Source organism: Phaeodactylibacter luteus (assembly GCF_007993045.1).
GTDB classification, from domain to species: Bacteria; Bacteroidota; Bacteroidia; order Chitinophagales; family Saprospiraceae; genus Phaeodactylibacter; species Phaeodactylibacter luteus.
This window is the reverse complement of record NZ_VOOR01000001.1, coordinates 66,698-93,072: the sequence shown is the minus strand read 5'-3', so window position 1 is coordinate 93,072 and position 26,375 is coordinate 66,698. Positions and strand designations below refer to the sequence as shown.

Genomic DNA, 26,375 nt, shown 5'->3' with positions numbered 1-26,375 from the left:
CTATGCGGAACCTATTCGTATGCTGTCTCATCTTATTGCTGCCGTTTGCCGGCTCTGCTCAGGCCAGCGAACTGGAACAGCGGCTTTTTGAATTGCCAGATGTTGCCTTCGAAGCCATCAAAGCGCCGGAAGGGTATGCTGCGGCTTACGAGTTGCGCATCAAGCAGCCTTTGGATCATGAAAACCCTGAGCGGGGCTACTTCTATCAGCGCGCTTACCTTACCCACCGGAGCTTTGGCGCGCCTATGGTCATGGCCACTGAAGGCTACAACCGCCCTTCTAACCGGATGTACGAGCTGACAGGGTACCTCAGTGCAAATCAGGTGGACGTGGAGCACCGTTTCTTCGGGCAGTCGGTGCCCGATAGCTTGGATTATACCTATCTCAACCTCCGGCAGGCCACTGCCGACCTGCACCACATCCGTGAACTGCTTGGGGCCATTTACGAGCAGCCATGGGTCAGCACAGGCATCAGCAAAGGCGGGCAGACTACCATTTTTTACCGCTATTTCTATCCGGATGACGTTGCCGCTTCCGTCCCCTACGTTGCCCCGCTCAACTTGGACCTGACGGACGACCGCATTTATGAGTTTCTGGGCCAGGTAGGCACCCCGGCCATCAGGGCTGCCATCCGGGAGGTGCAGCTGCGCATGCTGCGCAGCCGGGACGAGGTGCTGCCGCTCCTGCGGTGGCATGCCAAAGGGGCAGGGCTGAAGTTTTCTTATATGTCTATTGAACGGGCTTTTGAGTATGCCGTGCTGGAATATCCTTTTTCTTTTTGGCAGTTGGGCCACGACTTTGCTGACATCCCTGGAAAGGCTGCCGGTATAGAAGCCCTTTTGGAACATTTCATCGGTGTGGTAGGGCTCGATTTTTATGCAGACGGCGCCATGGAGGCTTATGCATCTCACTACTGGCAAGCTGGGAGCGAAATGGGCTACTACGGCTTTGATACGGCACCCTTCAAAGGCCTGCTCAAGGAAATCAAGGAGGATGAGCCCACGGCTATTTTCATGCCAGGCAAAGCCCCTATGGGCTTTAAGCCAGATCTGGTGAAAGCAGTTTATGACTGGACACAACGCGGTGCGGACAAGATGATCTACATTTATGGGGCTATCGATACCTGGACGGCGACAGGGGTGCCTGTTTCTGATAAAGTGGATGCCCTTTGGTTCGTTATGGAGGGCAAAGACCACGGCAGTGCCCGTATCCGGAATATGACGGAGGAGCAGCGTCAGCACCTGCTCAGTACGTTGGAAGGATGGATGGAGAAAAAATAAACGGTGGGGCTTCGGCAGTAAGCCGCCATCTTTACCACGCAAATAATACCAAGAAAATGAAGGTGATACGGTCGGTTATTTATTGGTCATTGGGGCTCTCTCTTTCTGCAACCTTATCGGCTCAGGAAGCGCAGAGCGATACCACGATTTACAAAGCGCTCGAGGAGCCCGCACGCTTCCCCGCCTGCGAGCAGCTGGATACGACTCTGGCCGCTAAGGCGAAGTGTGCAGAGCAGGCCTTGCTAGAGTTTATGTACGATAATATCCGGTACCCTCAAGAAGCCCGCGAGCAGAACCTGGAAGGGCAGGTGGTTGTCTCTTTCGTAGTAGAAAAAGACGGCAGCCTGTCCAATTTTGCTGTGTTGAAAGATATAGGCGGCGGAGCTGGGCTTGAAGTGCTACGGGTGGCGGGCGCCATCAATTCAGCCGGCATAAAGTGGGTGCCTGGCCGTAAAGACGGCAAGCCCGTGCGCTATCAGTACACCCTGCCCATCCGTTTTAAGCTGGAAGAAGCGCTGCCCTATGTGCTCAATGGCAGGGATACCATCTATACCACCTATGATACGCCCTTGAATTTCAAAGGTGGGGATGATGCCCTGCGCGCGTATCTGGAAACGGAGCTGGGCTACCCGGCTGTGCCCGAAGATACCTGCATTATGGGCCGCATTGAGCTGCAGCTACTGGTCAGGCCAAGCGGCGAAGTCCGCATCCTCGATTTGGTCGACTATAATGATTTGGGCTTCGACTTTTGGTATGAAGCCGTAGCCGCGGCCACATCTACCTATGGAAGGTGGGAGCCGGCTACCTTCGAAGGGCGGGAGGTAAATGCTGCATTCGACCTCAGCCTGCCCTTCCTGCCCGACTACGGCAGCTGCAAGGAGGAGGTGTCCCGCTACAAGCAAGCCAACGAAAGGGCTCAGGAAGGGGCACAGCTCTTTGCTGATGGAGAAACCGAGGCGGGCATGGCAAAATTAACGGAAGCGATCGAAGCTTTCCCCAACAACGCGGAGTTCCTGCTGATGCGCGGGCAGGCTTACCTAGATCAGCAGATGTATAGCGAAGCTTGTACGGACTTGCGCACCGCCCGTGCCATCTCTCTGGTGACTTGGTACGACGCGGTCCTGCCTATCATCTGTGGGCGGCGGTAGCCCTATCCGCCCTTGCCAACGGCCCCCTCTCGGTTAGCTTCCGGAAGGGGGCGTTTCTTTAGGGCTGTTGCTTCGAGCCAATGCATTGGCCCATGCGCGGTGACTACTGCAAACCAGTTGGGCGAGGCCAAGATGCCGCATGGGGTTAGGCCTTATCGGCAATAGGCAGGGACCGGCCTAGCGCTGCGGAGGGGTGGTAAGCCCGTTAGGGCCGAGCGGGCAGCGAGCCCCGCAGCATAGCGGCACCTGCCATCGGGCAGGGGCAGGCCCATACATACCGTAGGGGCAATCTGGTTTGGGCGCTAGTGGTCTGTCAAGTGTTAATTTATGGGTTGAGTGGGAGCGGATTTTGAGGCTAATCAAGGCGGATGTTCCCGCGCATAGCAGCGCTACGTAAGGGGTTGTCCAACGAAGAGTAGCCTCAAAAGTCGCCGCAGGCAACCCCTAGTTTTAGCCATGACAGACCACTATAGGTTTTGGCTTACTGCTTCGGACTGTAGCAACGGTTACCGGCCCATCAGGATAAAACTGGCCCAGGTATTGGGGGTTGAATAGGAGCCGTCCGTGATCAGGTCGATTTTCGTTTGCTGTAGTGCACGTGCATAGCCCATCCCCTCGCTGATATAGCGGTAGCAGTGCTGCATGATCTGGCAGGAATGCTGATCGTTGACTTTCCAGAGCGAGAAGAGGGCATTGGGCACTCCTGCGTGCATGAAGCTACGGTTCAGCCCCATGACGCCCTCCCCGCGTACGCTTTTGCCGATACCGCTTTCGCAGCTGCTCAGCGCTACGAGGTCGGCCTTCAGGGTTAAATTTTCAATGGTAGTCAGGTACAACAGGCAGTCGGATAATCCTTCCTCTGGCGCGCAGGCGATGCCGGAAAAGCCGGGCTGTTCTGTATTGGCAAAGCTATGGGAAGCGATATGGACGAATTGGAAAGGTTGTTGCAAAGCTTCCAGGAGCTGATTGGCGGTAGCATTCTGGCGCAATAAGATCTGGCTGCCTTCTGCTGGCCCCAGGTGACGGGCTATGGCCTGCACTTCAACAGCAGAGTAGGGCAGGGGGCTTTGGGGCAGGCCCGGGGTATAGCAACGGCTGTGGTCAGCCAAGGCCGATGTGCCATTCTCATCGGTTTCGAATACCGGTGCAAAAGCGAGCAGTTTCCCATTTTGATGGGTTTCTGGGGCTTGCCGGCCAAGCAGCCAAAGGCCAGCAGCGTAGTGGTACACCATTTCGTGCTTGCGGATAGCGAAGGGCATTTCAGCAAAAGGCAGGCTGGGCAAGGCCTCGGGGAGCAAGACTTCAAAAGGGAGGTAATGCAGCTCATCGTCACGGATGATGATCAGCCGGTCCCCGGTTGAAGTCAGGCCGGAAAGGGGGGCAAGCAGCTGAAGGTAGAGCTGCTGGCTCTTTTGGACGAATTTTTGTTTTTTATCAGCTCTGGGCAACAGCGCGCTTTGGGCAAGGCGGTAAAGCTGTTTCACGCTTTCGGAGAAGCCATCATCCAATGGTATGCGCAGGAAGGCCTGCCGGCCGGGCTTTACAGCAAAGAGGTAAGCGGCACGGTGCTCCAGGTCGAGCACATAGTTGAGCAGGGCTTCATTGGGCTTGAGTTCGGCCTGTACCTGGCTGAGCAGGTTGTTTTTGCCTGCAAAGACCTCGTCTTCTACAAAGCGGTAGGTACGGCGGAAGTCATTTCGCCAAAGCGCATACTCGTTCTGCAGGCCAGTATAGTTTTTCCTTAGCTCGTTTAGGGAGGAGGTGCTGTCTTGCCTGGCCTCGTACAGGCGCTGCTCTGCCAGGGACAGCCCCTGCCTGATCTGCTGCCTTCTTTGTGGCCAATCTGTATCGGGCAGCAGGGCCTGAAAGGCAACGGCTTCTTTCCGTGCGATCTGAAGGGTGAGCCCTTGATAGGCATTGGCCATTTCAAAAGCTTTTGAAAAATAGCCTTGGTCTTTGGTCTGCTTAAAAAGCTGGTGTGCCAGCCGGATGCCATCGACAAAGGTAGCTTTATGCTTTTGTAGCACAGCCTGCCGGTGGGCAGCACTTTTAGCGGTATATTTGATAAGGCGCAGCGTGCGGGAAACGGCCTCTTCGTAATGGGCAAAGGCTACGGCAGGGTTGGCTTTTTCTGTATACGCTCCTCTGAGGGCTGCTGTTTTTAGGAATATAGGGTTGCACGAGCAGCTGTCATAGCCTACTATCAGCAGGGTTTGTTGGCCAGTTTGCCTAAAGTGCTGTTCTGCTTTGTCTAGGGTAGACAGTGCGAGGGTGGTATCTCCGGCTTGAGCCTGCCCCTCCGCCAAAGCTAGAAAGGCACGGGAAATATCGGGGTGGCTTTCCCCATGCACTTCTTTTAAGGCTTCAAGGCTTCGCTGCAACTGCCCAAGGCCCTTTCCGACCTCCTCTTGGAGCAACAGAGCCTGCCCCATGCCCAGGTAAGCCTGCCCCAGTACCCCCGCGGCATTTTCCTCCATCCCCAGTTGGGCGGCCTGGCTGAAGAAGCCCATGGCTTCCGGGTACTGTTGCTGCCTGATATGGAAATAGCCAAGCTGAAGGTACAAGCCTGTGGAGGCTAAGTGCAGCGGCCCCCATAGGTCTTCATGAATGGCCAGCGCCTTTTTGAAATAGGCCAGGGCAATGGCGGGTTCTCCTGCCTGAGCACTGACCTCGGCCAGGCAGGCCAGGCAATTGGCGGCGATGGCTCCGGAAGGGTACCTGCCCATGATGCGGTTGAGCCCGGTCTCACAGTACAGGCGTGCCTGCTCATCAAAGCCAGCAGCCAGGTAGGCCTGCCCCATTGCAGCATAATTGGCAGCAATCAGCGGGTGTTGGCTGTCGAGGTGGTCCAAGAAAATATCAATAGCCTGCTCGTAATAGTCAATGGCTTCTCGGAAATTCAGGTAAGCCATATACCCCTGGGCCCGCTGTGCATAGGCATGGCCTTGCAGGATTTCGCTTTGGGCGGCGCCTGTGCAGGGTGCGCAAAGCCCGGCCAGCAGCAGGCAAACGGCAGCGCAAGTCAGGGTCTTCCTCATTTGGCAAATGGTGGGAATTGGCTAAGGCTGGTTTGTAAGCTGGCTCTTTCTGTGGTGCCCCTGCCGCTGCACGCTCTGAAGATCAATACAGGTAGAGGGTGTTCGCGTATGTAGAATTTGTAAGCCTCGCACCGGTTTTCTGATTCAAGGCTTACCCCGGCCAGGCTCAGGAGCTGGGCCAGCTCTTCGTCAGGTATAGCGGGGCTTGTAAACCGTAAACGGCTCACGGGGTCATATTTTAAGAGCAGGGCTTCATAGGTATGCGTGCTTTTTTGCCCATCTTCCCAATAAGGCAGGGTGAGCTGGCCGCTGCCAATGATTTCGTATTGTGTAGTGTAAGAAGACCACTGGTGCAGCGGGAGCCTTTTGATGTTAATGGAAGGGGCATCGATATAAAAAATAAAGGTGTCTTTCGACTCCGTAGCCCATTGTTTGCCATAATGGAGCGGATAGTCCATTTCTAGGATAGCTGTTTGTTTGCTTTGGGCTGTGAGCGTGAGCTGGTCCATGGGGTGGCCCGAAACGGCTTGCATGGATAGGATGGACTCTGGGAAAGAGGCGCCTACTTGGTAAATGTCCCCTTCTTCATTTTGATGGTAGAAGATGGTGTATGGCGTGATATGGCCGAGCGTATAGACCTTGGTTTTCGTTTGGTATGTTCCTTCTGGCAGCCCTTCCTGCTCGTTGGCAGGCAGGTATAGGGAAGCGTCCAAGCAATCGTCACACGGTAGAAAATGGCTAAAATCCCAAACTTGGCCAGTACCGCCCTGTGGCAGGCCGGTGCCAGGATTTTTGATGTAAGTGTAAGGGACCGGCTGGCCTAAGGGGGGGCTGCCTTGTTCACCGGTGATCTCAATTTGTGCAGAACTGGCAACTGCAGCCGTGCATAAACTGGCCAAGAGGAAGAGTGTTTTTTTCATAGGTTAAGCGGTATTTATTCTACAATGAATTTGCCTGTATAGATGAGGTCTTCTGCCTCGTTATCTTCTAGCAGGTAGTAGTATAGCCCAGGCTGTAGCTGCAGCTTGGCGGCAGCGGAGAATGTGGGCTCGCCTTCACCCATGCTGATGGCGGGAGAAAGGTTGTACAGGGGGCGGAAACTTTCGAAGTCCTCCAGCTTATTGCTGAAAATCCGTACAACAAACCGTTCGGCCGGCACCGCCCCTTCTACGCGGAGCCGCCCGCCAAGCTGGAACAGCAGGCTGTCATCCTCTCCGATGCGGTACAAGCTGTCGGGGGTGCGCGTTAAGCTGGCTATAGACTGGCTATTGCGGTTGTAGCTATCTGTGAACTGATCGAGGTAAGGGTGGGGCGCATAGCTCGGCTCCAATTGGGCGATGGGCTGTGGCTTTTCAGGCATAGGGGGGGGGAGCTGTCTTTTAGTCCGGGGTATTGTTCGTTGCTCAACATCTGCCTGGCCTGCCGGCTGTTTGGGCACTGCTGTTTGTTCAGCCCCTGCTGCCGGCTGTTTGGGCAGAGCTGTTGTGCTCTTGGGGATGGCGGGTGCGCTGGGCGAAGAGGGAGAGGGAGCTGATGGCTCGGGCAGGGCCAGCCAAATGAGCACGGCAGCCATCAGCAAGGCGAAAAGCCCCAGCCCCAGGTAACTGCGGTTTTGGTACCAAGCCCTTGGCTGCTGACGGGCAATGCTCGCTTTTATCTGACGGTGAAGGAGGCGGGTATGTTCCACCTCCTCCCTGAGCTTGGGGTCAAACAAGAGGGCGGTCCGAAAGCGGTGCCGCTCTTCGTCAGTGAGCTGGTGCAAGAGGTAGCGCTCGATAATGTTATTGCGGTCGATGTAGTTTCTGTCCATAGCAGCAAAGTTATTGTAAGGGGAGCCCCCCAAGGGCATGCACTAGGGCTGCTATCCAATGCAAGCGGCTGAAGAACAAATGCTTGACTTGTTCCAGTGCCCGTTGTTTTCGTTTTCTACAGTTGGATTCTGTCAGCCCGGTGCGCAGCGCGATGGTTTGGAAAGAGAGCCCGTCGAGATAAAGCCCTAGGATGTCCTGGTCTTTGCGGGGGAGCTGCCGGATGAATGCCCTGACGATTTCAAGGGCTTCTTGTTTGCGTTTCTCAGCTTGGGCTTCTGCGTTCATATCGTTCATAGATTCAGGGGCAATCTCATCGCTGAAATAAAGTTTCTGGTCTCTTTTTACTTTTTGGTAGCCTTCCTTGACGGCAAATTCCGTTACGCGGAACATCAGGCCCCGTAAATCCGCCAGGGTTTCAAAGTGCCCATTTTGGAAAAGGTCGTAGAACTTATAAGTAGCCTGGGCGAACACTTCCTCTACAAAGTCTTGCCTGGCCATATTATAGCCTTTGGGCAGTGCCCCAACCTTCTGGAAAAGCCAGGGCTTCACCCTTTCTTCAAAATGCCCCATCAGCCACTGCCAGGCTGCCGGGTCTTTTGCCCGGAGCCGATCGCAGTAGGAGGGGAATGCATGCTTCGCCTGTTCTTCCATTGTATCGCTCAATGCCCACTTATGAATTGAAATAGCACTTCGTGACAAATGCAGCTAAAAATTAAGCTTTTTTGCCCAAAAAGAAGGGAAGGAGAAAAAAGTTGACCCCAAGTGTCACATCCTGCCTGCCCATCCCATATGTAGGCATTCATTACAACTTAAAAACTCAGCAAACATGAAATCATTAGTACTTAGCATGCTCCTTTTAGCTTTGGCGCTCCCTGCTTTTGCCCAGATCAGCCTTCAGCCTGGCGACATCACCATGAGCCCCAATGGGGATACCATCCACTACACCAGATTGGCGATTAACGAGGTGCTTTTGCCGGAAGGCGGAGAAGACAAAGTTTGGGATTATTCCAATATTACCTTCAATGGCAGCCAGATCGGCGTCTTTTCTGCCAACGATACAGAGTTTTTCCCGTCCTCCAATTTGTATGCGCCCATTGAATCTGTATATGCAGGTGTACCTGTACTCATCAACCGGTATTTTACCCTTACCGATGATGGTTTTTCTATCGATGGCTTCGTAGACCTATCGCTTGAGCTGCCGTTGCAAGCTGCTACGGGCAACCCTGCAGATACCCTGATCATAGTTGGTGGCGAGCGGGCCGAGTCGGTTGCACGGGCCATCTATCAGCTGCCTATGGCTTATGAAGATGAGTGGGGAATGGACAGCAGGAGCAACATCAACTTTGTCGTCAATGCACCAACCTTCGGGCTGGCTGGGTTTGCGGTAAGGCAACAAATAGACCGCACCGTTTCTACTACCGTAAATGGCTGGGGGACGATACTGCTGCGTGATCCTGACACGGAGGAAGTCCTGGAGTTTGAAACCTTGCTGGTGACGGAGCAGAATACCCGCAGGGACAGCTTCTTGGATGCCGCTAACAACCCATTGCCGGCTGCGCTGCTCGCCCCCCTCGGCTTGACGCAGGGCAGTGAGAGCAATGCCACTCATTATTATTTTTACATGCCAGGGCTGGACTATTTTGGCGTCTACTTCTTCTCGGCAGATGGCGAACTGGAAACTGCACTGCAGAACAAGGACTTATTCCAAAACGGCACTCCTGTAGTCAGCACCCGCTGGCAGCAGGTGCCGCAGGTCGCGCACAAGGTATTCCCCAATCCTGTAGCCGGGCATCAATTTGAGCTGCAGCTGGATAAAAACAGTACAGAAGAGTGGGGCCTTAGCGTGTTTGATACTGCCGGGCGCCTGGCTCATCAGCAGATTGTTGTGGGGCCATTGGAGCGCATTTCCCTCCCTGCCCAGCTGACTGCCGGCAGCTACTTTTACCAGCTTACCAATGCTGCTGGCCAAACTGTCGGCTCAGGCAAAATTGCGCTGCGGCAGTAGCCCAGGCTTAGCGCTTGTTTGGAGTGGCTTTGTAACGAGCTCCAAACAAGCCTGAGCTTTGCTGTCCTATTGCGCCACTTGCAACGGGGCGCTCTAGCGCATTATACGGTTGGGCGAAAACCAAAGCCTCATTTTTTGGCCTGCCCCTGCTGTAAAGATGGGGGCCTGCCCCTGCCAAAGGGCAGGTGCCGCTATGCTCCGGGGCTCGCTATCCGCTCGGCCCTGTCGGGCTTGCCACCCCTTCGCAGCGCTAGGCCGGTGCCATGATAGTGCCTAAAAGATGGCGGCATTTTTGGTTTGCGCCCAGCTATTAGCTTTTATTCCTTTTCCTGTTCTGGGCCTCAGCGCACACCGCTCCAGGGTGGGGCTCGCTTTTTTAAAAAATTTAGCCATGAAAACTTTCCTGCTAGTTTTAGGGGGTGTGCTTGCTTTTGCCCCGGCCTTTGCCCAGTCTTACGATCTGGTGCAGCGGACAGGCAGCAGCCAAACCGATAATTTCCAAGGCCAGTTCGATGCCATATTGCTGACCGGCAGCCAAGATGATGTGCTGTCCGACTGGCAGCCCCTTCCTTTCGAATTCAACTTTTTCGGTGAGCCAGTCAGCGGCTACTTTGCCAGCGATAACGGCTACATCACCTTCGACCCCAGTGCTACAGTGAGTTATAACGCCCCCTCTGCCCTTCCACAAGCTGCAGGCCCCAACCTTGCAGTCTATGCATTCTGGCACGATTTCTACCTCAATGGCAATTCCTCTGCCCAAGATGTGGTGTATGCCAGCACTTGGGGCAAAGCCCCCAACCGTGTGCATGCCGTTACTTGGCGCTCTGTAGCTAGTTATCAGACTTCCGGCTCCTACTACTTCTCCTTGAGGCTGTACGAGTGCGGCGGTATAGAGGTAGGGCTTTACCAGGGCAATAATGCTGACGGAGTGATCGGGGTCGAAAATGGGCAGGGCACTGAAGCAGTGGTGGCTGCTGGCAGTGGGATGGCCAGTTTTGGCTCCAGCGATATTTTCCTCCAAGGGGACGACCGCTTGTTTGGCTTCCAGCCGGCTGGGCTGGAGCTAGACCTTTCCCTACAGGGGATAAACCTGCCGCTTTACCTCAGTGAGGCGCAGCAGCAAGCCAGTTTCCTGCTCAAGAATCAAGGGCAGAGCGCAATCCAATCCTTTGAGCTCCACTATGGCTTTGAGGGCGGCCCGGTCCAAACGGCTATAGTGGAGGGCATCAACTTGCCGGCTTTGGGAAGTATGGCGTTTGCCCCCGGACAGCTGCTCGAGACAGGGGCTGCAGGGCATAAAACGGTAGTTGCGCATATAGAAAAAGTCAACGGCATGGCCCAGGCGGATGGCCAGAGCTGCAACAATGAGGCCAGCCTCAATGTGGCCGTGGGGCAGGGCTCAGGCCAGGTGCCCAAAGTATTGATCGAAGAGTTCTCCGGTGCCTGGTGCGGCGCTTGTATATTCGGGAAGCTTATTCTGGATGACATACGTACCAGCTTTGGCGATCAGGTAGAGATCATTAGTGTGCACCATGCAGATGCCATGGATTTTCCGGAAGGGCTGAGGGTAGCCTACAATATCTTTGCTTTCCCCCAGGCCATCATCAACCGGCGCCCTTACGATGGGGCCATCCCTCTACAAAGGGATAGCTGGGGCAGCGCGGTAGAGGCCGCCCGGCAGGTGCCTTCCCCAGCGCAGGTAGCCGTTTCTTATCAGGTCAACGAGAGCGCTCGGACCCTTGATATAGCCTTGCAAACTACTTTCACCGACTACGGAGCGGGCGATTTCCGTATGGTGCCTATGGTGCTGGAAGATGGGGTGACCGGTACGGGAAGTGGCTACGATCAGGTCAATTTTTCTGACGAATACGGAGGGGTGAGCCCAATTGTAGGCTATGTGCACGACAACGTCCTCCGTGCGCTGCCTTCCGGGCCATTTGGGGTGCCTGGTGCCATCCCCGGGGCTGTCAGCCCGGGAGAGGTGTATACACAGACGTTCTCTTACGCCATTCCGCAGGATTTCGATATGGCGAACATCCGTGCCGCAGGTGCGCTGATCAATGTGAACAGCAGCAATCTGAGCCGGCCAGTCATCAGCGCGGCAGAAGTAGTTGATGTCATCAGCACGGTAGAAACGCCGGACAAGGTGAGGTCTACAGTTTACCCCAATCCAGTTACAGAAGGTACTTTCTGGGTGGAGCGGGCCGACAGCAGCGGGCCTGCCATCCTTCAGGTGTACAGCCTTTCCGGCCAGTTGGCTTATGAGCAGGCCATTGAAGGTGGGCGGTCCCAAGTTATTTTGCCTTTCGCGCTGAGCGGCGGGCTGTACCTTTACCGGATTGCCAGCCAAAAAGCGGAGCTGCTGGGCGCAGGCAAAATTTTACTGCACCGTTAGCCGTGGGGTGCAAAGCCGTTCAAAAGCAGTGGCTTGGGGCATCCCCGGGCTGCTGCCTTTGAACAGCCATCAACAAGCAGCGTTAGGAAGACGGGCCTAGCAAATCTTTGGGCAGCTGTAGGGCGGTGCGGAGGAGGTTTGCTGCAAGCTCCTTTTCTTCCTCCCCCTGTGCACTTTGCGCACGGGCGAGCAGGCTGCGAAGGTGGTCGTACCGCGCCCAGCCTTCCCGCCATGCCGGGGTGCCTTCCAGCGCCTGTAGCTGTTTGAACCACTGCCGCTTCAGGTGCTGAGCTTCCTCAATCAGCCCGCTTAGTGGGGTCGCATTCATCAGCCAATGATTTTGAGTTTGGCGAACTTGAGCATGATCTTCCGCTGTTGCGGGTCTTCTGCATCCTTGAAGAAAATGGTGGCGATGCGGCTGCTGGCCGCGCCGTCTACCGCAAGGACTTTGCCCTCGCCAAATTTCAGGTGGAGGACCTTCATGCCAGCTTGTATGTCTGCGGGGTTATCGGCTTTGAAAGTTTTGGGGTCGATGCCCGGTGCTACAGCAGGGCGGCCTGGCTTTCGGAAATGCCCCGAAACCTTGGCCCCACCGGAGCCAGCCTGCTCGCTAGTGCTGAACCCCGGCCTGACAGTAGGGTTGCGCGAGCCGCTGACCTCTTCGAGCCGCTCAAGGGGTATCTCCTGCAGGAAACGGCTGGGCTCATTGTAGCGCATCTGCCCGTAACGGTAGCGGCTGTTGGCGTACGATAGGGTCAGGAATTGTTCGGCCCGTGTGATGGCCACGTAAAACAGGCGCCGCTCCTCATCAATGCCATCCATGCTCTCCATGGCCATAAATGACGGGAAGAGCTTTTCCTCCATGCCTACCACGAAAACAGACTTGAACTCCAGCCCTTTAGCCGCATGGACCGACATGAGGGTGACATAATCGCCATTTTCCTCCTCCTTTGTGTCCAAATCGGTAAGCAGGGCAATATTCTGTAGGTAGCTGCTCAAGGACTTGTCCTCGATGTTTTCTGTGTCAATGACGGTGTCCTCTTCTACAAAAGCTTTCACCCCATCAAGCAGGGCGTTGAAGTTTTCCAGGCGGTTCATGCCTTCCACGGAGTTGTCCCCCTTGAGCTCATCAAGGATGCCGGAGCGTTTGGCAATGTAGGTCGCTACTTCGTGGGCATCGCCCTGCTGTGCTTTGACTTGAAAAGTCTTAGCCATGCTTATAAAGTCGGCGATAGCTGCATCTGCCCGCTTGCCTATCTGCACTTTGCCCAGGCACTCCCACATGGGCTTGTCCAGCTGACTGGCTACAGTTGCTATCTTATCGAGCGTAGTTTTGCCTATGCCCCGTTTGGGGTAGTTGATGATGCGCCGTAGCGCCTCTTCGTCCTGTGGGTTGACCGCCAGGCGAAGGTAAGCGACCATGTCTTTCACCTCCTTGCGCTGATAGAAAGACAGCCCGCCGAAGATTTTGTACGCAATATTGTACCGTCGCAGGTATTCTTCAAAAACCCGAGATTGCGCATTGGTCCGGTAAAGTATGGCAATCTCCCCGTTGCTCAGGTGGTAGCGGTTTTTTTGTTCGAGTATGGTATCCGCAATGCGCTGCCCTTCCTCAGTATCCGTCATGGCTTTGATGAGCTTTATCCGGTGCCCTTCGCCTTTGTCCGACCAGATGGTCTTTTTGATCTGCCGGCGGTTGTAGCCGATGATCTCATTGGCCGTTTGCACGATATGCTCTGTAGAACGGTAATTCTGCTCCAGCTTGAATACCTGTATGTCATGCTTCTTGAAGTCGCTTTCAAAGTCGAGGATATTCTGAATCGTTGCCCCACGGAAGGCATAGATACTCTGCGCATCGTCGCCTACGACACAGATGTTGTGGGCACTGCCAGGGTACTGCACAAACTTTCGGATGATGGAGTATTGCAGGTGGTTGGTATCTTGAAACTCATCCACGAGGAGGTATTTAAACTTCTGCCGGTATTTGTCGAGTACGTTGTCAGGGTTTTTCTGGAACAGTTCATAAAGGCGGTACAGAAGGTCGTCAAAGTCCATTGCACCAGAGCGCTTGCACTTAGCAGTATACTTGGCGTAAATGGCATAGATATGCGGCCGCTTGGCCTGCCGGTCCTGATCTCTTAGCTCGGCATCTTTTTCATACAGCTTGGGCGTGATGAGGTTGCTTTTGGCAGAGGAAATGCGGGAGAGGACTGCATTGGGGTTGTAGTGCTCTTTGTTGAGGTTCATCTCCTGAATGATAGAGCTGATTACGCTCTTGGAGTCATCGGAGTCGTATATGGTGAAGCTGGAAGGGTAGCCGATTTTTTCCGCCTCCGAGCGGAGGATACGGGCAAAAATGGAGTGGAAAGTCCCCGCCCAGACCCGGTTGGCGCGCTGCCCTACCACTTTCCCAATCCGCTCTTTCATTTCGCGGGCGGCCTTATTGGTAAAGGTCAGGGCCAGTATTTCCCAAGGGGCAACCCCTTTCTCAATCAGGTGGGCAATCCGGTAAGTGAGTACCCGGGTTTTCCCCGAGCCTGGGCCCGCCACCACTAAGACCGGCCCGTCGGTATGTGTTACTGCTTTGTATTGTACATCGTTCAGGCCGTCCAGGTAATTGCTCATACATCGTTTAGTTTGACAGAAAGAAAGGGCTTTAGGTACCTAAAGTTACACTTTATTGCTTACTTCAAGAACTGAGAAGGTGGTTTGAAACCAAAAAAGTGATGGCGGCTACGATTGTGTTTCTGCCTCTAAGGCTTCCCAATACTCTACAGCCCTGCGCGTGTGCGGTATGCAGATAGAGCCCCCCACAAGGTTGGCGATAGCGAACACCTCATACACTTCCGCTTTGGACACGCCCTGCTCAAAGCACTTGCCCAAGTGGTAGCGGATGCAGTCATCGCAGCGCAGCACCATAGAGGCGATCAGCCCGAGCAGCTCTTTGGTTTTCGAGGGCAGCGCACCATCCTGATAAGCATTGGTGTCAAGGTTGAAGAAGCGCTTCAGCACCTTGTTGTCTTCTGCCAGGATTTTTTCGTTCATCCGGGCGCGGTAGTCGTTAAATTCGTTTACGATAGACATAGCAGCATTTGGTTTGCCAGGCGGGAAAAGGCCCACTGCCTGAATGGATTAAGATTGCAGAAGGGCAAAAGTAGGAAAACTGAACCGGTGGTACGAAGGGGCGAGGCAACGAAAATCCTTAAATTTGGTTGTTTTGTTCAAAGGGCTGTTGCCCCTGGCCAAAAACCTAAGCCAAACGCCATATGATATACCTGGACAATAACGCTACGACCCCCTGCGACCCCCGTGTGGTTGAAACCATGCTGCCTTTTTTCTACGATCAGCCCGGCAATGCTTCCAGCCGCAACCATGCCTGGGGATGGATGGCGGAAGATGCGGTCAAAAAGGCCCGCCGGCAAGTCGCAAACCTCATCGGTGCCGATCCTAAAGAAATCATCTTTACCTCCGGGGCTACCGAAGCAGACAACCTGGCCATTTTGGGCGTGCTCGAGCAGTACCGCCGCAAAGGTGCTCATTTGATCACGCTCGCAACGGAGCACAAGGCGGTGCTCGACGCTTGCGCCCGGGCGGAGCAGCTGGGCGCTACCGTGACCCGGCTCTTGCCCCGCCCGGATGGGCAGGTAGACTTGGAAGCGCTGGAAGCGGCCATCCGCCCAGATACCATATTGGTTGCTATTATGTGGGCCAATAACGAGACTGGCGTCCTTCAGCCAATGCAGGCTATTGGCAATATTTGCGAACGGCATGGCTTGATTTTGATGAGCGATGGCACACAGATGGCTGGGAAGCTGCCTTGCAGCCCCCGTGAGGCAGGCGTCCACCTCATGGCATTTACCGCTCATAAAATGTATGGCCCCAAAGGCATTGGCGCGCTTTACGTCAGCCGGCGGCAGCCGAAGGTAGGGCTCGTAGCACAACAGTACGGAGGTGGGCATGAGCAGGGGCTGCGCTCTGGCACCCTCAACGTGCCTGGCATTGTGGGGTTCGGGCAGGCAGCTGCTATCGCTTTGGAAGAAATGGCTGCTACCGCTGAGCGCCTGAACGGTTTGCGCTCCAGCTTGGAGGCTGAGCTGTTGAAGGTGCCCCTTGCCCGGCTCAACGGGCACTCCGCCCACCGCTTGCCTCATACTACTAACATCTGCTTCCCTTATGCGGAGTCTGAAGCAGTAATGATGCGTTTCGGGCAGCAACTTGCGCTTTCTTCAGGCTCAGCCTGCACTTCCGCTTCGGTGGAGCCGAGCCACGTCCTGACAGCTATGGGGCTCTCAGCCGACGAAGCCCACAGTTCCTTGCGGTTCAGCTTGGGGCGGTTTACTCAAACAGAAGAGGTGGCACGTGCTGTAGCATTGGTCAGGGAGGCCGTTGCCAAGGTGCGGCAGGCCAGCCCCGCTTGGGAAATGTACCAGGAGAAGTAAGTACTTCAGGAAGGCCCGCGGTCGTGGGCAGCCCATTCCCATTGGCCCGCTTGCAACGCTTTGGCCAGGAAATTGGCCCCGGTGCCCAGGTCGATGTCCCCGCAAGTGAAAATGTCCACGGCAGCATAGCCGTGCTCTGGCCAAGTGTGCAAAGTGAGGTGGCTTTCCTGAATGATGACCACACCGGAGGCGCCATAGGGCGAAAACTTATGGAAGTGGCTGCTGACGATAGTGGCCCCCATACGCTCAGCGGCCTCCTGCATGGCCTCTTCCAGCCGGCCGGTATCCGAAAGCAGCCCAGGTGGGCACTGACTGAGCTCCAAGAGTACGTGCTGCCCCAGGGCAGTGCGTTTAGGGATAAAGATAGGGCTGGCCATGCCGTCGTTCAGGGTTAGTCGGTTATAAAATGGCTGATGAACTCAGCGTCGTCGTCTACAATAAGCCCTTCCTGCCGCCTGATGCCGAGCCCGCAAGCTTCCTCCCCGCTCATGAAAACACTGGGCTGATAACGGGCGCCATCGCTGTCGGTATTGAAAGGGGCCAGCTCTTGATAAACAAAGGGGCCAGACGGGAAGTCGCCAGCATTCTGCGCTATAGGCTGAGGGCTGCCATCGAAAAGGCTGACGTTATCGCCCGTCCTGCCGAAAATTGGCTTTGCGGCAAACCGTTGGCCGGTAAATGCACCTTTGTCCCAGCTGCACCTCAGCAAAGCAGGGTGCTGCAGCCCCAACTCGGCCGGTAGGGTGAGCAGTGCTTTAGACTGTAGCAGTAGGCTATAAGCAGGGTTGAACACTACGCACAGCTCCCGGGTGATGATCTGTGTCAGGATGTCCATGAGCTCAGGCTCTTCGTGGGCAATGAAGTCCCAAGGCACCATTTTGAAGACAAAATCGTAGCGCAGGTAGGCGTCCTGTTCGATTTCCAGGAAAACCCCTTCGTCCGGTGAGAAGATCACCTCTTCCAGTGGTGCCCGGTGTACTTCCGTGAAGCCAGCCTGCCGGGCTGCCATTTCCACCACGTCAAGGTTCAGCCAGTCTTCCTCGTGCCCAAGCCCAATAAGGAGCAAGGCGGGTTCGCGCCCGGGGTGCTGCCGCAAAATCTGCGCCCACTTGCGGGCCATAGCTTCCCGGAGAGCAGCCCATGTTGGCCGGCTGCCCCTGAGCTGCCCCGTACATAGGGATTGGATGGTCTCCGTCTCCGGCATAAGGGAAAGGGTATCGGCATTGAACTCAATGAGCCGAAGGGGGAGCCCTTCTAGCCCTCCCGCAAAGTCAAAACGCCCGATCAGGTGGTTGCCCCATTCCCGCCGCATAGACCATGCTACGGCTTCGACTGCATTTTCAGGCACCCCGGCATTTTTCCAAAGCGCTTGGGCATGAACAGCCTGAGCGGTGCGCAGGAGCAGGTTGTAGAGCGCTGCTGCGGCTTGGCTATATGCACTGACTTCTCGGGCGGATACACCGATCGCTTCTTGAGCCAGATAATCATGGTTGTCGCCTTGGGCAAACCATTCCAGCCCGCGCTTGGCTAAAGCGCTGTGCGGGAGCTCCTTCAGGCTTTCGAGTCTGCTATCCACCATAGGAACGGGTTGAGCGGGAACTGCCATAGCCTGATTTGGACTTGCTCGGCTTCGAAGTCGTACTCCTTGATGTGGCATTGCGGAATCGGCTGCCGGTTGTATTATTGACCCGCTGATAAGTACGCTGGTCCATGTACACACCCGGGCTGGGGCCGTAAGAACGGCTCCGGCCTAGCATATAGCCCATATAGCCATAGTAGGCGACAGACACAAGCGAGCTCCGGCGGCGGTAATGGCTGTTGTGGTGCCTGCTGGTCGAGTCGTTTTTTGCCTGAGCCGTAGAATCAGCCATGATCTGCTGAGCTTCGCTCAGCGGGATGGTGTCTACGGTATTATCAGCATATTTGGCGATAATGGCACTGGCGCTTTTCTGGCTGACGGGCTTTTCATCCTCGATTTTGAAGGTGCCGTCGCTGGTTTCCCTTACGGTGGTCACGAGCCCGTCCTCATAACTGGTAGGCCCGACCCGTTCTGCCCCACCGCAGCTGCTCAGGGCCAGCAAGGCGATGAGCGCTCCGGCAAGCATATTCCAATAAATTTTCATATTCGGAGAATTGATGGTGGCTGAAGCATATCTGTCTCAATGTAAGAAAACTGCACGGCTGTCCAAAATAATGAGCTCAAAGGCTAGGAAAGATAGACAAAGAGGCCGATTGGGCGGACACTGGGGATTGCAGATTTTTCACTTAGTTTGCAAGCCTGCTAAAACACAACGCTAACGGATGGTCTCAGAAAAAGCAGCCCTTGGGGGCGCGATATTCATTGCCGGGCTGTGCTCTATCGTTTATGAGCTGCTCATCAGTACTACTGCTTCCTATTTTCTTGGGGACAGCATTACCCAGTTTTCGCTTATCATCGGCATTTACATGGCGGCTATGGGGCTAGGGTCTTATTTCAGCAAATGGCTGGGCGACGCCCACCTGCCTGCCTGGTTTATAGGAGTGGAGACCCTGTTGGGCTTGCTAGGAGGCTGCAGCGTGCCCTTGCTCTACTTTTCCTTCCCGCAGCTGAGCGCAGAGGGGTTTCAGGCCCTCACCTTGGGGGTTACGCTGGGGGTTGGGGTGCTGACCGGCTTTGAAATCCCTCTGCTGGCCAGGATCATGAAGAAGTACTACCCCCTGCGCACCAACCTGGCCAATGTCATGGCGCTAGATTACTTTGGCGCTTTAGCGGCCACCCTGCTTTTCCCATTTTTGCTGTTGCCATTTTTTGGGCTGTTCCGCAGTGCAGTGGCTTTTGGGCTGCTGAACATCGTGCTGGGCATAGGGGTGCTGTATTACTTTGTAGGGCATCTATCCAAGCGTTTTGCCCGCAGGCTGGCGGCCCTTGCGTTTGGGGTAGGGCTTTGTTTCACTGCCCTGCTCTGGCAATCAGGCCATCTGCTGGAACGCTGGGACAGCCGGGCGTACCCGCACCGTATCATTTACAGCGAGCAGACCCCTTATCAAAACCTGGCCCTTACTCTCAACCGGGACGACCTGCGTTTGTACATCAACCGGATCATACAGTTTTCTTCAACGGATGAATACCGCTACCATGAAGCCCTTGGCGTGCTGCCCGTGTCCGTAGCGCCCTACGCTGAGAACGTCCTCATATTAGGAGGAGGGGAGGGGCTGCTGGCGCGGGAAGTCCTGAAAAGCAAGCGGGTAAAACAGTTGACCATTGTGGACCTGGATACCGCTGTCTTTAAGCTGGCCCGGCAGAACTCCAGGCTCAAAGCACTCAACGAGGGGGCCCTTTTCGACCCCAGGGTGAAAACCGTCGCACAAGACGCTTCCCGCTTTCTTGGAGCGGCCAAGAGCTATTACGACCTCATCTTGGTAGACCTGCCCGACCCTTCCAATGAGGCTGTCGCACGGCTGTACAGCACTTGGTTTTTTGACCTGGCCCGGCAGCGGCTTACGCCCAACGGCTTACTGGCGACGCAGGCTACGAGCCCGTTCCACACCCGCAAGGCTTTTTGGTGCATCGTAGAGACCCTCAAAGCTTCTGGCTTTGGCGAGGTGCAGCCGTACCACACTTATGTGCCTTCTTTCGGGGATTGGGGGTTTGTGCTTGCAGGCCGGAAGTTGCCCGCCCTACTTCCATTTTCTACCCACTTGCCAGTTAGGTACTTGTCTGAAGAAGTGGTGGCGGCTATGATGCACTTCCCAAAGGACACTGCCCCTTTGCCCGGGCTGCAGCCCAATCGTCTCGATCAGCCCGCGCTTTTGGCGTACTACCTGGAAGAGTGGGAAAAGTGGAGCCGCGAACAGCTCGAAGGGCAATAAAAAAGTTGCACACAGATGGACCGTGTGCAACCCCAAATAAACTAAAACCTATTACGCCAAGTGTAACTACAGCCTTGGCATAATGTTCAAGGGGGGCAACCCAGATTGTCATTTTTTAGGGCCTGCCCCTGCCCGATGGCAGGTGCCGCTATGCTACGGGGCTCGCTGTCCGCTCGGCCCTATCGGGCTTGCCACCCCTTCGCAGCGCTAGGCCAGTTCCAGGCGATAAAGCCCGAAAAGCATCAACGCCTGCGGCTTTTTGGTTTACGCCCTGTTCAAGGGGGGGCAAATTTTTGGGCTTCGGGCTGCATTTTTGTACTTCGGGCATAGATTTGGCACAGTTAGGGCAAGCATTTGTACAATGCCTTGATGGCGGGCCCAACAGGCAAGATATTTTTCCTACCTTCCCCTACAGAATGGTGCTCCTGCAGTGCACCTTTGAATTGGGAAAATGGGGAAACACAAGAAAGTAGCTTTATGGGCAATTGTTATTGCTGCATCGCTTCAGAGCAATGCTCAGCCTGTGCTCAGCGGGCAAGCCTTGCTCTTAAGGACAGCAGACTCTCTGCGGCAGGAAGGCGATTATACCGAAGCCCGTGTTGTATATGAAGAGGTGCTCTCCTTGTCCTCTCCATCAAGCTCCCCTTACCTATATGCGGCGGCGGCTACCTGGCTCAGCGAGCTGTCTATTTACGACATGGCCTACCCGCAGGCCATGTCAGAGGCTACCTTGGCTTGCGAGACCTTCCACCGCTTCCTGAAGCCTGACACCTCTGCTGTTTATTCTACCACCTTAATGAACCTAGGCATATGTGAGGGCCGCCGGGGCAATTATAATGCGCAGCTGCATTATTATCAGGAGGGCCAGCGAGTAGCCGTAGCCACCGGAGGCCTCTACTCGTCTTTTGCTGCAGATGCCTACTGCAATGTGGCAGTAGCGTATGGGCGGCGTGGCTTATGGGAGACCTGCCGTTCCTTTGCAGACACTGCGTTGATTATCGCAAAGAGGGCTGGCCTGCCCCGCACAGAAGCTATTGCCCACATGCACCTGTCTCAGGCTTTTGCAGAAACCGGTGACTTGGAGCAAGCGGTAATACAGCTGGAGGAAGCGATTGGCCTGCTGGAAGATGAAGCGCTGATGGCTCAATGCTATAACAACCTCGGCTCTTTTTACATCGATCTTGATGAGCCTACTGTAGCCCTAATGTACCTGGGCAAGGCGCTGGAAATCCGGAAAAGGCTGGCGGGCGGCCTGGACTATTACGTTTTTCGCACTACCCTCAACATCATCCGGGCACAGATGGACGCCGAGCAGTCAGAGGAGGCGGTAGCCAGCCTTGATCAATTGATCTCGGACTTGGAGGCTATCGTGGGGGAGGGCTCTGCAGCACTTCAGATCGCTTACAACTACCGGGCTAAGCAATGTCTGCAATCTGGAGACTTTGCGTGCGCGCGAAAGGCAATTGAAAAAGCGGCGGCGGTGGGGGCTGCACCAATAGACGTCAATGCCAGCACACAAATGGTACGCGCCGAAATTGCACTTGAGGGCAATGACCTCGACGAGGCACTGGCGGCCATACAGGTGGCATTCCGCTTTTTGGTAGAGGGCTATGAGCCGGCAGACGATTATGCCAACCCTGCCTGGCCCAACCTGGAGTCGGTCCCCTACGGCATTACCCTTTGGGGGCTAAAGGGAAGGGCGCTGCGCACGGCATATCGGCAATCTGGGGCGCTGGCTTATGGGCAGCTGTCTCTTTTGGCACTTCAGCAGGCGGACTCTCTCATTCAGGACAACCGCCTCGACATGCAGGGGCAAAGTGCACGGGAAGCGTTTGCGGTAGAGGCAAGAGATATTTACGAAGAGCTGGTCAAAACCCTGTACGCGCTGTACCAGGGCACCGGGGAGCAACGGTACGCCGCCCTTGCCCTGCGGTATATGGAAAAGAGCCGGTCCCTGTCCATCCTTGAAAACCTTAATGAGCTTTACGCCCGTTCCTTCCATGATATACCCGACAATGTGGTGGAAGAGGAGCGCAACCTTAGAGCTGAAATACGCTTTTACGAAGCGCAGGCAGACCTGGCCGATGCAGAAGAGGTCAGGGAAGAGGTCCTTTCCCAGCTCAATCGGCTGATCAGACAGCACAAAGCTGTGCTAAACAGGATAGCAGAAGATTACCCGCGGTATTACAAAGCCAGGCTTAGCATTGAGGAGGCCGGCCTGAAAGACCTGCAGCAGAAGGTATTGTATGAGGGGGAAGCGATGGTGAGCTATTTTGCCACGGCCGATACTTTGTTAGCCGTAGCCCTTACCCGGGGGCAGATAGCAATGCGAGCTATACCGGCCAATGATTGGGGGCTGCAAGCCAAAGCGCTAGCGGAGGCCTTGAGGTCCCGCTCACCCAAAGTGTACGAATTGAGCCATAGGTTGTATCATCAGGTTTTTGCACCTTTGGAGCCATTGCTTGCCGGGCATGAGAAGGTCATTATCATCCCGGACGGAGCCCTGTTCCAAGTGCCTTTTGATCAGCTGGTCTACGATCTGGCGGGCGGGCGCCCGGCCTTCCTATTGGAGCGTTTCAGTTTCCGCCAGCTATTATCCGGTAGTGCCGCCTTGCAGCAGCAGGCTGCCCAATCAAAGCACAACGGGCATATCCTTGCCCTTGCTCCTGAGTTTGATGGTACAGAAAAACAGCTTCCGCCCCTGCCCGGAGCGCAGGCTGAGCTAGATTCTCTTTCTGGTTGGTATAAAGGCATTTTCCTTAGGAGGGCAGCAGCTCGTGAAGCGGAATGGTACAGAAGGAGCAGTCAGGCAGCCGCACTGCATTTGGCGACACACACCGAGATCAACCCCCGTTCCCCTTCTGTTTCCAAGCTGGTGTTGAACGCCGGCGGGGGGGAAGACGGAGCCCTTCATGCGTATGAGCTATACGCTTGGCCTCTAGTGGCCGACCTGGCCTTCCTGAGCGGCTGCAACACAGGAGTAGGGGAAGTACAAGCTGGAGAAGGGAATATCAGCCTGTCTCATGCCTTTGCTTACGCAGGCTGCTCTAACATCATTATGACGCTGTGGCCATTGGGCGATGTGGCTGCCCCACATTTGGTAGCTGCGTTTTACCGCAACATCAATCGCGGGCTAGACAAGGCGGAGGCCTTGCGGGAAGCCAAAATGGAGGTAATCAGGGAGGAGCCTTTGCTGGCCCATCCTTATTATTGGAGCGGCTTCGTTTATCAGGGCAATAGAGAGCCCATAACTATTTCAGGGAAGCGGCCCACTTGGCCCCTGCTCGGGCTGTTTGCAGCAGCGGCCGCAATATTGGCAAGCATCGGGCTGTACGCCCGCTTTAGAAAAGCTGGTTGATGGCAAGCCTTGCGAGCCTTGCGTACCGGTCATCCCCTTGGCTGAGCGACAGCAAAAGCCCCCGGGCCTGTTCAGGTTCTCCTTCGGCTATGTAGGACAGGGCGAGGTACCAATCTACTGGCCTTTTGTAATTGGGGGCCGGCAGGTTGTTTTTCAGCCGTTCTAAAATTGGCTTTGCCCCGCTAGCTTTGTCCTGCCCGAGCAGTACGACTGCAAAGTAGAATTGGGCTTCCCCATCATCAGGCACTTGGCTGATATATGCCCTTAGCAGGCCCTCTGCGTCTGAATAAGATCCGGCTTGGTAAGTTTGCGCGGCACGGCTCAGCAAGGAGGCCGTGCTGCTTTGTGGAGCTTCGGCTTTGCCCCGCTCTACATTGGAAAGCACTAAGACAGGGTAGTCGAAATAGGCGGTGTAGCCTTGCCCTGCGCCCGCTTCCTGAGCGTAGGGCAAGTAGATATAGCTGAGCGCGAGCAGCAGGGCAATACTGGCAGCTGCGGCGAGCTTAGGGAGGATAGCCGGCCGGTTATTGCGCTTGATTTTCCCGTCGAGCCGTTTTAAGGATTGGCGGAGGTCTCCTTCTTGGTATTTCATGCCATTGAGGGCCCGCTGAGAAAAAGCGCTGAATTTTTTTTGTGCAGTAGCGCCCGGATGCTTTTCAAATTGCTGTAAGAGCTCTTCTCTGCTGATTTCCGGCTGTTTATTTTGTTTGGCTTTCATACCATTTGGCGATTTGGGTTCTGAGGTTGCGTTTGCCGTTTTGGATATAACTCTTGACTTGGTTTTCGGTATAGCCAAGCTCGCTTGCGATCTGTTTATAGGTTTTCTGTTGCAAGTAAAAAGCGGTGATACATTGACGTTGCTCCGGGTTGAGTTCGTCAATGGCGTCGCTCAGTTTATCAAATTGGGCTTCTCTTTCCAATAGAGCGTTGTGCTGCATGAATTCCATAAACCCGGGCTCATTATTTTCATCGATATCTTCTGTGCGGCTGGCTGCCCGCTTTTTTACTGTTTTATAGCAATGATTGTTGACGACAGCGTAAAGCCAAGAGGAGAAGTTCTGAATGTCGTATTTACGGAGTTTAGGGCCCAGGCTGCCCATGATCTCCATGGTAGCATCTTCTGCATCAGCTTGGTTTTTGAGGTATTGCAGCGCAGCACCGTATACAATGTGCAGGTACCGGTCTATGAGCGCATTGAGCACACGGTTCCCCCCTCTTTGGCGGTAACGCGCCAAGAGCTCCTCATCGGTGAGGTGTTTGAACGGTTCGCTTTTGAAAAACTTCAGCATAGGGAAGGGGGAATGTTTCCTAGCCAAAAGTAAAAAATTTACTTTGGCATTCGCCTAAAAAAGACAAACCCGTTCTTTTCACGGATCAGTTCTAGGTTGGGGTGCTCAAGATAGGGCTTTGCCCGGTGGACTTTTACCGCAAGGTAGACCGGCCGCTGTATGGGCCCTTCCAACAGCGCTTGTTGGCATACCTCATCCTGGAAACAAGCCAGCCCGGCTTCTTCTACTTGAGTATAGAATAAATGCACATAGGATTTGTACCCGCTGACCAGGTAGTGGGCGTCTTCGGCTGCATGCTCCTGAAAGAAGGAAACAGCCGCCCGCTGCGAGTAGCCTTCAATGCGTTTGATGAAAAAAACAAGGGCCAGCATGACAAACAGCCCAGTCCCGCCCAGCAGCAGCCGCACCCCTTTGGCCGGGGCCCTCATGAGCAGGCGGTGGCTCAGCAGTAGCAGGGCCAGCAGGAAAAGCCCGGGCACTACTTCCCATCCGCTCCAATATACCTCAGCCTGTAGGTTGCCCTGAGCAAACGGGTCATTGAACAGTGGGGCGAGCACTTCTGCCTGCATCCCCACAAAGGGAAGGGCCAGGGTGGCGGCTACGTATAGCCCGCCAATGCCAAAGAGGAGGTTGCGCATCCATTTGCTGTAGGAGAGGCGGCCAGACAATATCCCTTCCAGGGTCAGTGCGGCCAGGTACGTCAATGGGAAATAGCACATAGAGCTGTAGTGGACAATCTTGGACTGCACGATGCTGAACAATATGAGCACGGTCCAGAACAGGTATTTCATCCATCTCCTGAAGTCGGCCTGGTAGGCGTGCTCCTCAGCCGGCATTTTGCCAAATGCCCGGATGGCAAAGATTGATACCGGGAAACAGCCTAAGAGCAGCACAGCCAGGTGGTAACCAGGGAACCCTTTGTGCCCGGCATCGGGCGTACTGAACAGCCGGTATTGGTAAACGGTGAATTCCCGCACAAACTCCGGCCCATTCTTCAAAGTCTCTACACCCAGCCAGCCTAAAGTGACCAGGCTGGCAGCAAAAGAAAAAAATAAGAATTGTGGGATACTGATGTATAGCCGGAAACGCTGCGCTGCCCAATACACGCCCATTGTCAATACCGCGATCAGGTAGGCAACTGGCCCTTTGGTGAGAATGCCCATCCCAATCCAGAACCCGCCCCAGAAAAAGTACCAGAGAGGGCTCTTGCTCAGCCCAGCCTGCCCCGGGCTGCTTTTTTGCCAGTAGGCCAGGATAAAGTGGTAAAGCCCCAAAAAAATGAACAGGTTGAACCAGGGGTCGATGATGCCGGATTTGAAATAGAGGAAGGGGAGCACTGCCCCGAAATAAGCCCCCGCCCACAACAGCCCGAACTGCTGCCCCCGGAGCTTGAGCCCCAGGCGGTAGAGCAGCGGGAGGGTAATCATCCCGCAAATAGCGTTGGGGAAGCGGGCGGCATACTCGCCTACGCCCAACAGTGCCATAGCCCCGGCTTGCAGCCACAAGAACAGTGGCGGCTTCTGGAAAAAAGGCTCAAAGTTGACATACACGCGCGTAAACTCGCCCGTGATCAGCATTTCCCGGGCAATTTCGGCGAAGTTCACCTCGTCCCAGTCAAACAAATGCACCCCGCCAAGGAATGGCAGGAAAAACAGCGCCCCGAGCAGGAAAAAGCCTGCGGGATATTGCCAATTAGGAGGAGTTGGTTGAGCCATGTGTTGTTTTGGTGAATACCTTTTGAGGGGGGCAAAGATAAAAAGCTT

At 55.0% G+C, this 26,375-nt stretch carries 20 protein-coding genes; 7 read left to right on the top strand and 13 right to left on the bottom strand.

From position 1 onward, the window contains the following. Positions 1–2: 2 nt before the first annotated feature. Together FRY97_RS00305 and FRY97_RS00300 are read left to right on the top strand one after the other, a co-directional pair. Positions 3–1,280, top strand: coding sequence for a S28 family serine protease (locus FRY97_RS00305; RefSeq protein WP_170254429.1), 1,278 nt, complete (start codon positions 3–5; stop codon positions 1,278–1,280). A 56-nt stretch (positions 1,281–1,336) separates the two neighbouring features. Beyond that, entirely contained in the window at positions 1,337–2,428 is a 1,092-nt protein-coding gene (locus tag FRY97_RS00300; protein ID WP_170254428.1) for an energy transducer TonB, read from the top strand. Between the two features lie 506 nt (positions 2,429–2,934). Here the strand turns inward: FRY97_RS00300 and FRY97_RS00295 are convergent. From FRY97_RS00295 to FRY97_RS00280, 4 genes are read right to left on the bottom strand one after another with little or no spacing between them, the layout of a single operon-like run. Next, the gene (locus tag FRY97_RS00295; protein WP_147165411.1) at positions 2,935–5,466 is read right to left on the bottom strand and encodes a CHAT domain-containing protein; all 2,532 of its coding nucleotides are present in this window, start codon (positions 5,464–5,466) and stop codon (positions 2,935–2,937) included. After that, positions 5,463–6,386 (bottom strand): thioredoxin domain-containing protein, encoded by a 924-nt coding sequence (locus tag FRY97_RS00290; protein ID WP_147165410.1) that lies wholly within the window; start codon positions 6,384–6,386, stop codon positions 5,463–5,465. The genes FRY97_RS00295 and FRY97_RS00290 overlap by 4 nt, the downstream gene beginning before the upstream one ends. A 14-nt stretch (positions 6,387–6,400) precedes the next feature. Next, on the bottom strand, positions 6,401–7,276 hold the full coding sequence (locus tag FRY97_RS00285; RefSeq protein WP_147165409.1) for a hypothetical protein: 876 nt from the start codon (positions 7,274–7,276) through the stop codon (positions 6,401–6,403). Between the two features lie 10 nt (positions 7,277–7,286). Then, on the bottom strand, positions 7,287–7,940 hold the full coding sequence (locus FRY97_RS00280; RefSeq protein ID WP_147165408.1) for an RNA polymerase sigma factor: 654 nt from the start codon (positions 7,938–7,940) through the stop codon (positions 7,287–7,289). Positions 7,941–8,103: 163 nt separating this feature from the next. On the opposite strand from FRY97_RS00280, the gene FRY97_RS00275 reads away from it, so the two are divergent. Continuing rightward, on the top strand, positions 8,104–9,282 hold the full coding sequence (locus tag FRY97_RS00275; protein ID WP_147165407.1) for a T9SS type A sorting domain-containing protein: 1,179 nt from the start codon (positions 8,104–8,106) through the stop codon (positions 9,280–9,282). 391 nt (positions 9,283–9,673) lie between these two features. Then, entirely contained in the window at positions 9,674–11,677 is a 2,004-nt protein-coding gene (locus FRY97_RS00270) for an Omp28-related outer membrane protein (protein ID WP_170254427.1), read from the top strand. Positions 11,678–11,759: 82 nt separating this feature from the next. Here the strand turns inward: FRY97_RS00270 and FRY97_RS00265 are convergent, their stop codons facing one another. The 3 genes from FRY97_RS00265 to FRY97_RS00255 all read right to left on the bottom strand — a co-directional run bounded on the left by FRY97_RS00265 (position 11,760) and on the right by FRY97_RS00255 (position 14,761). Further along, positions 11,760–12,005, bottom strand: coding sequence for a hypothetical protein (locus tag FRY97_RS00265; RefSeq protein ID WP_147165405.1), 246 nt, complete (start codon positions 12,003–12,005; stop codon positions 11,760–11,762). Next, complete coding sequence (locus tag FRY97_RS00260) at positions 12,005–14,302, bottom strand: ATP-dependent helicase (protein ID WP_147165404.1); 2,298 nt, start codon at positions 14,300–14,302, stop codon at positions 12,005–12,007. The genes FRY97_RS00265 and FRY97_RS00260 overlap by 1 nt, the downstream gene beginning before the upstream one ends. A 108-nt stretch (positions 14,303–14,410) precedes the next feature. Then, positions 14,411–14,761, bottom strand: a complete 351-nt coding sequence (locus FRY97_RS00255) for a carboxymuconolactone decarboxylase family protein (protein WP_147165403.1) — start codon at positions 14,759–14,761, stop codon at positions 14,411–14,413. 182 nt (positions 14,762–14,943) lie between these two features. On the opposite strand from FRY97_RS00255, the gene FRY97_RS00250 reads away from it, so the two are divergent. Then, complete coding sequence (locus FRY97_RS00250) at positions 14,944–16,116, top strand: cysteine desulfurase family protein (RefSeq protein ID WP_147165402.1); 1,173 nt, start codon at positions 14,944–14,946, stop codon at positions 16,114–16,116. A gap of 5 nt (positions 16,117–16,121) precedes the next feature. Here FRY97_RS00250 and speD read toward each other — a convergent pair whose 3' ends face one another. Genes speD through FRY97_RS00235 form a run of 3 tightly spaced genes read right to left on the bottom strand, consistent with a single transcriptional unit; the run spans position 16,122 to position 18,239 of the window. Next, a complete protein-coding gene (speD, locus tag FRY97_RS00245) occupies positions 16,122–16,493 on the bottom strand; it encodes an adenosylmethionine decarboxylase (protein ID WP_147165401.1) in 372 nt (123 codons plus the stop codon). 14 nt (positions 16,494–16,507) lie between these two features. Continuing rightward, positions 16,508–17,695, bottom strand: a complete 1,188-nt coding sequence (locus tag FRY97_RS00240) for a glutathionylspermidine synthase family protein (protein WP_170254426.1) — start codon at positions 17,693–17,695, stop codon at positions 16,508–16,510. Continuing rightward, a complete protein-coding gene (locus FRY97_RS00235) occupies positions 17,685–18,239 on the bottom strand; it encodes a hypothetical protein (RefSeq protein WP_147165399.1) in 555 nt (184 codons plus the stop codon). Before FRY97_RS00235 ends, FRY97_RS00240 begins: the two co-directional genes overlap by 11 nt. A gap of 178 nt (positions 18,240–18,417) precedes the next feature. Between FRY97_RS00235 and FRY97_RS00230 the strand changes: the two genes are divergently transcribed. Both FRY97_RS00230 and FRY97_RS00225 read left to right on the top strand, forming a co-directional pair. After that, a complete protein-coding gene (locus tag FRY97_RS00230) occupies positions 18,418–19,965 on the top strand; it encodes a polyamine aminopropyltransferase (RefSeq protein WP_147165398.1) in 1,548 nt (515 codons plus the stop codon). Positions 19,966–20,416: 451 nt separating this feature from the next. After that, on the top strand, positions 20,417–23,323 hold the full coding sequence (locus FRY97_RS00225; RefSeq protein WP_147165397.1) for a CHAT domain-containing protein: 2,907 nt from the start codon (positions 20,417–20,419) through the stop codon (positions 23,321–23,323). Here the strand turns inward: FRY97_RS00225 and FRY97_RS00220 are convergent. The 3 genes from FRY97_RS00220 to FRY97_RS00210 are packed head-to-tail and all read right to left on the bottom strand — an operon-like array spanning position 23,307 to position 26,327. Continuing rightward, positions 23,307–24,041 carry a tetratricopeptide repeat protein gene (locus tag FRY97_RS00220; RefSeq protein ID WP_147165396.1) on the bottom strand — a complete coding sequence of 245 codons (735 nt, stop codon included), beginning with the start codon at positions 24,039–24,041 and terminating at the stop codon, positions 23,307–23,309. The two genes, FRY97_RS00225 and FRY97_RS00220, sit on opposite strands and share 17 nt — an antisense overlap. Next, positions 24,022–24,639 carry an RNA polymerase sigma factor gene (locus tag FRY97_RS00215; RefSeq protein WP_147165395.1) on the bottom strand — a complete coding sequence of 206 codons (618 nt, stop codon included), beginning with the start codon at positions 24,637–24,639 and terminating at the stop codon, positions 24,022–24,024. Before FRY97_RS00215 ends, FRY97_RS00220 begins: the two co-directional genes overlap by 20 nt. Positions 24,640–24,650: 11 nt before the next feature. After that, entirely contained in the window at positions 24,651–26,327 is a 1,677-nt protein-coding gene (locus FRY97_RS00210; RefSeq protein ID WP_147165394.1) for an ArnT family glycosyltransferase, read from the bottom strand. Positions 26,328–26,375: the final 48 nt, after the last annotated feature.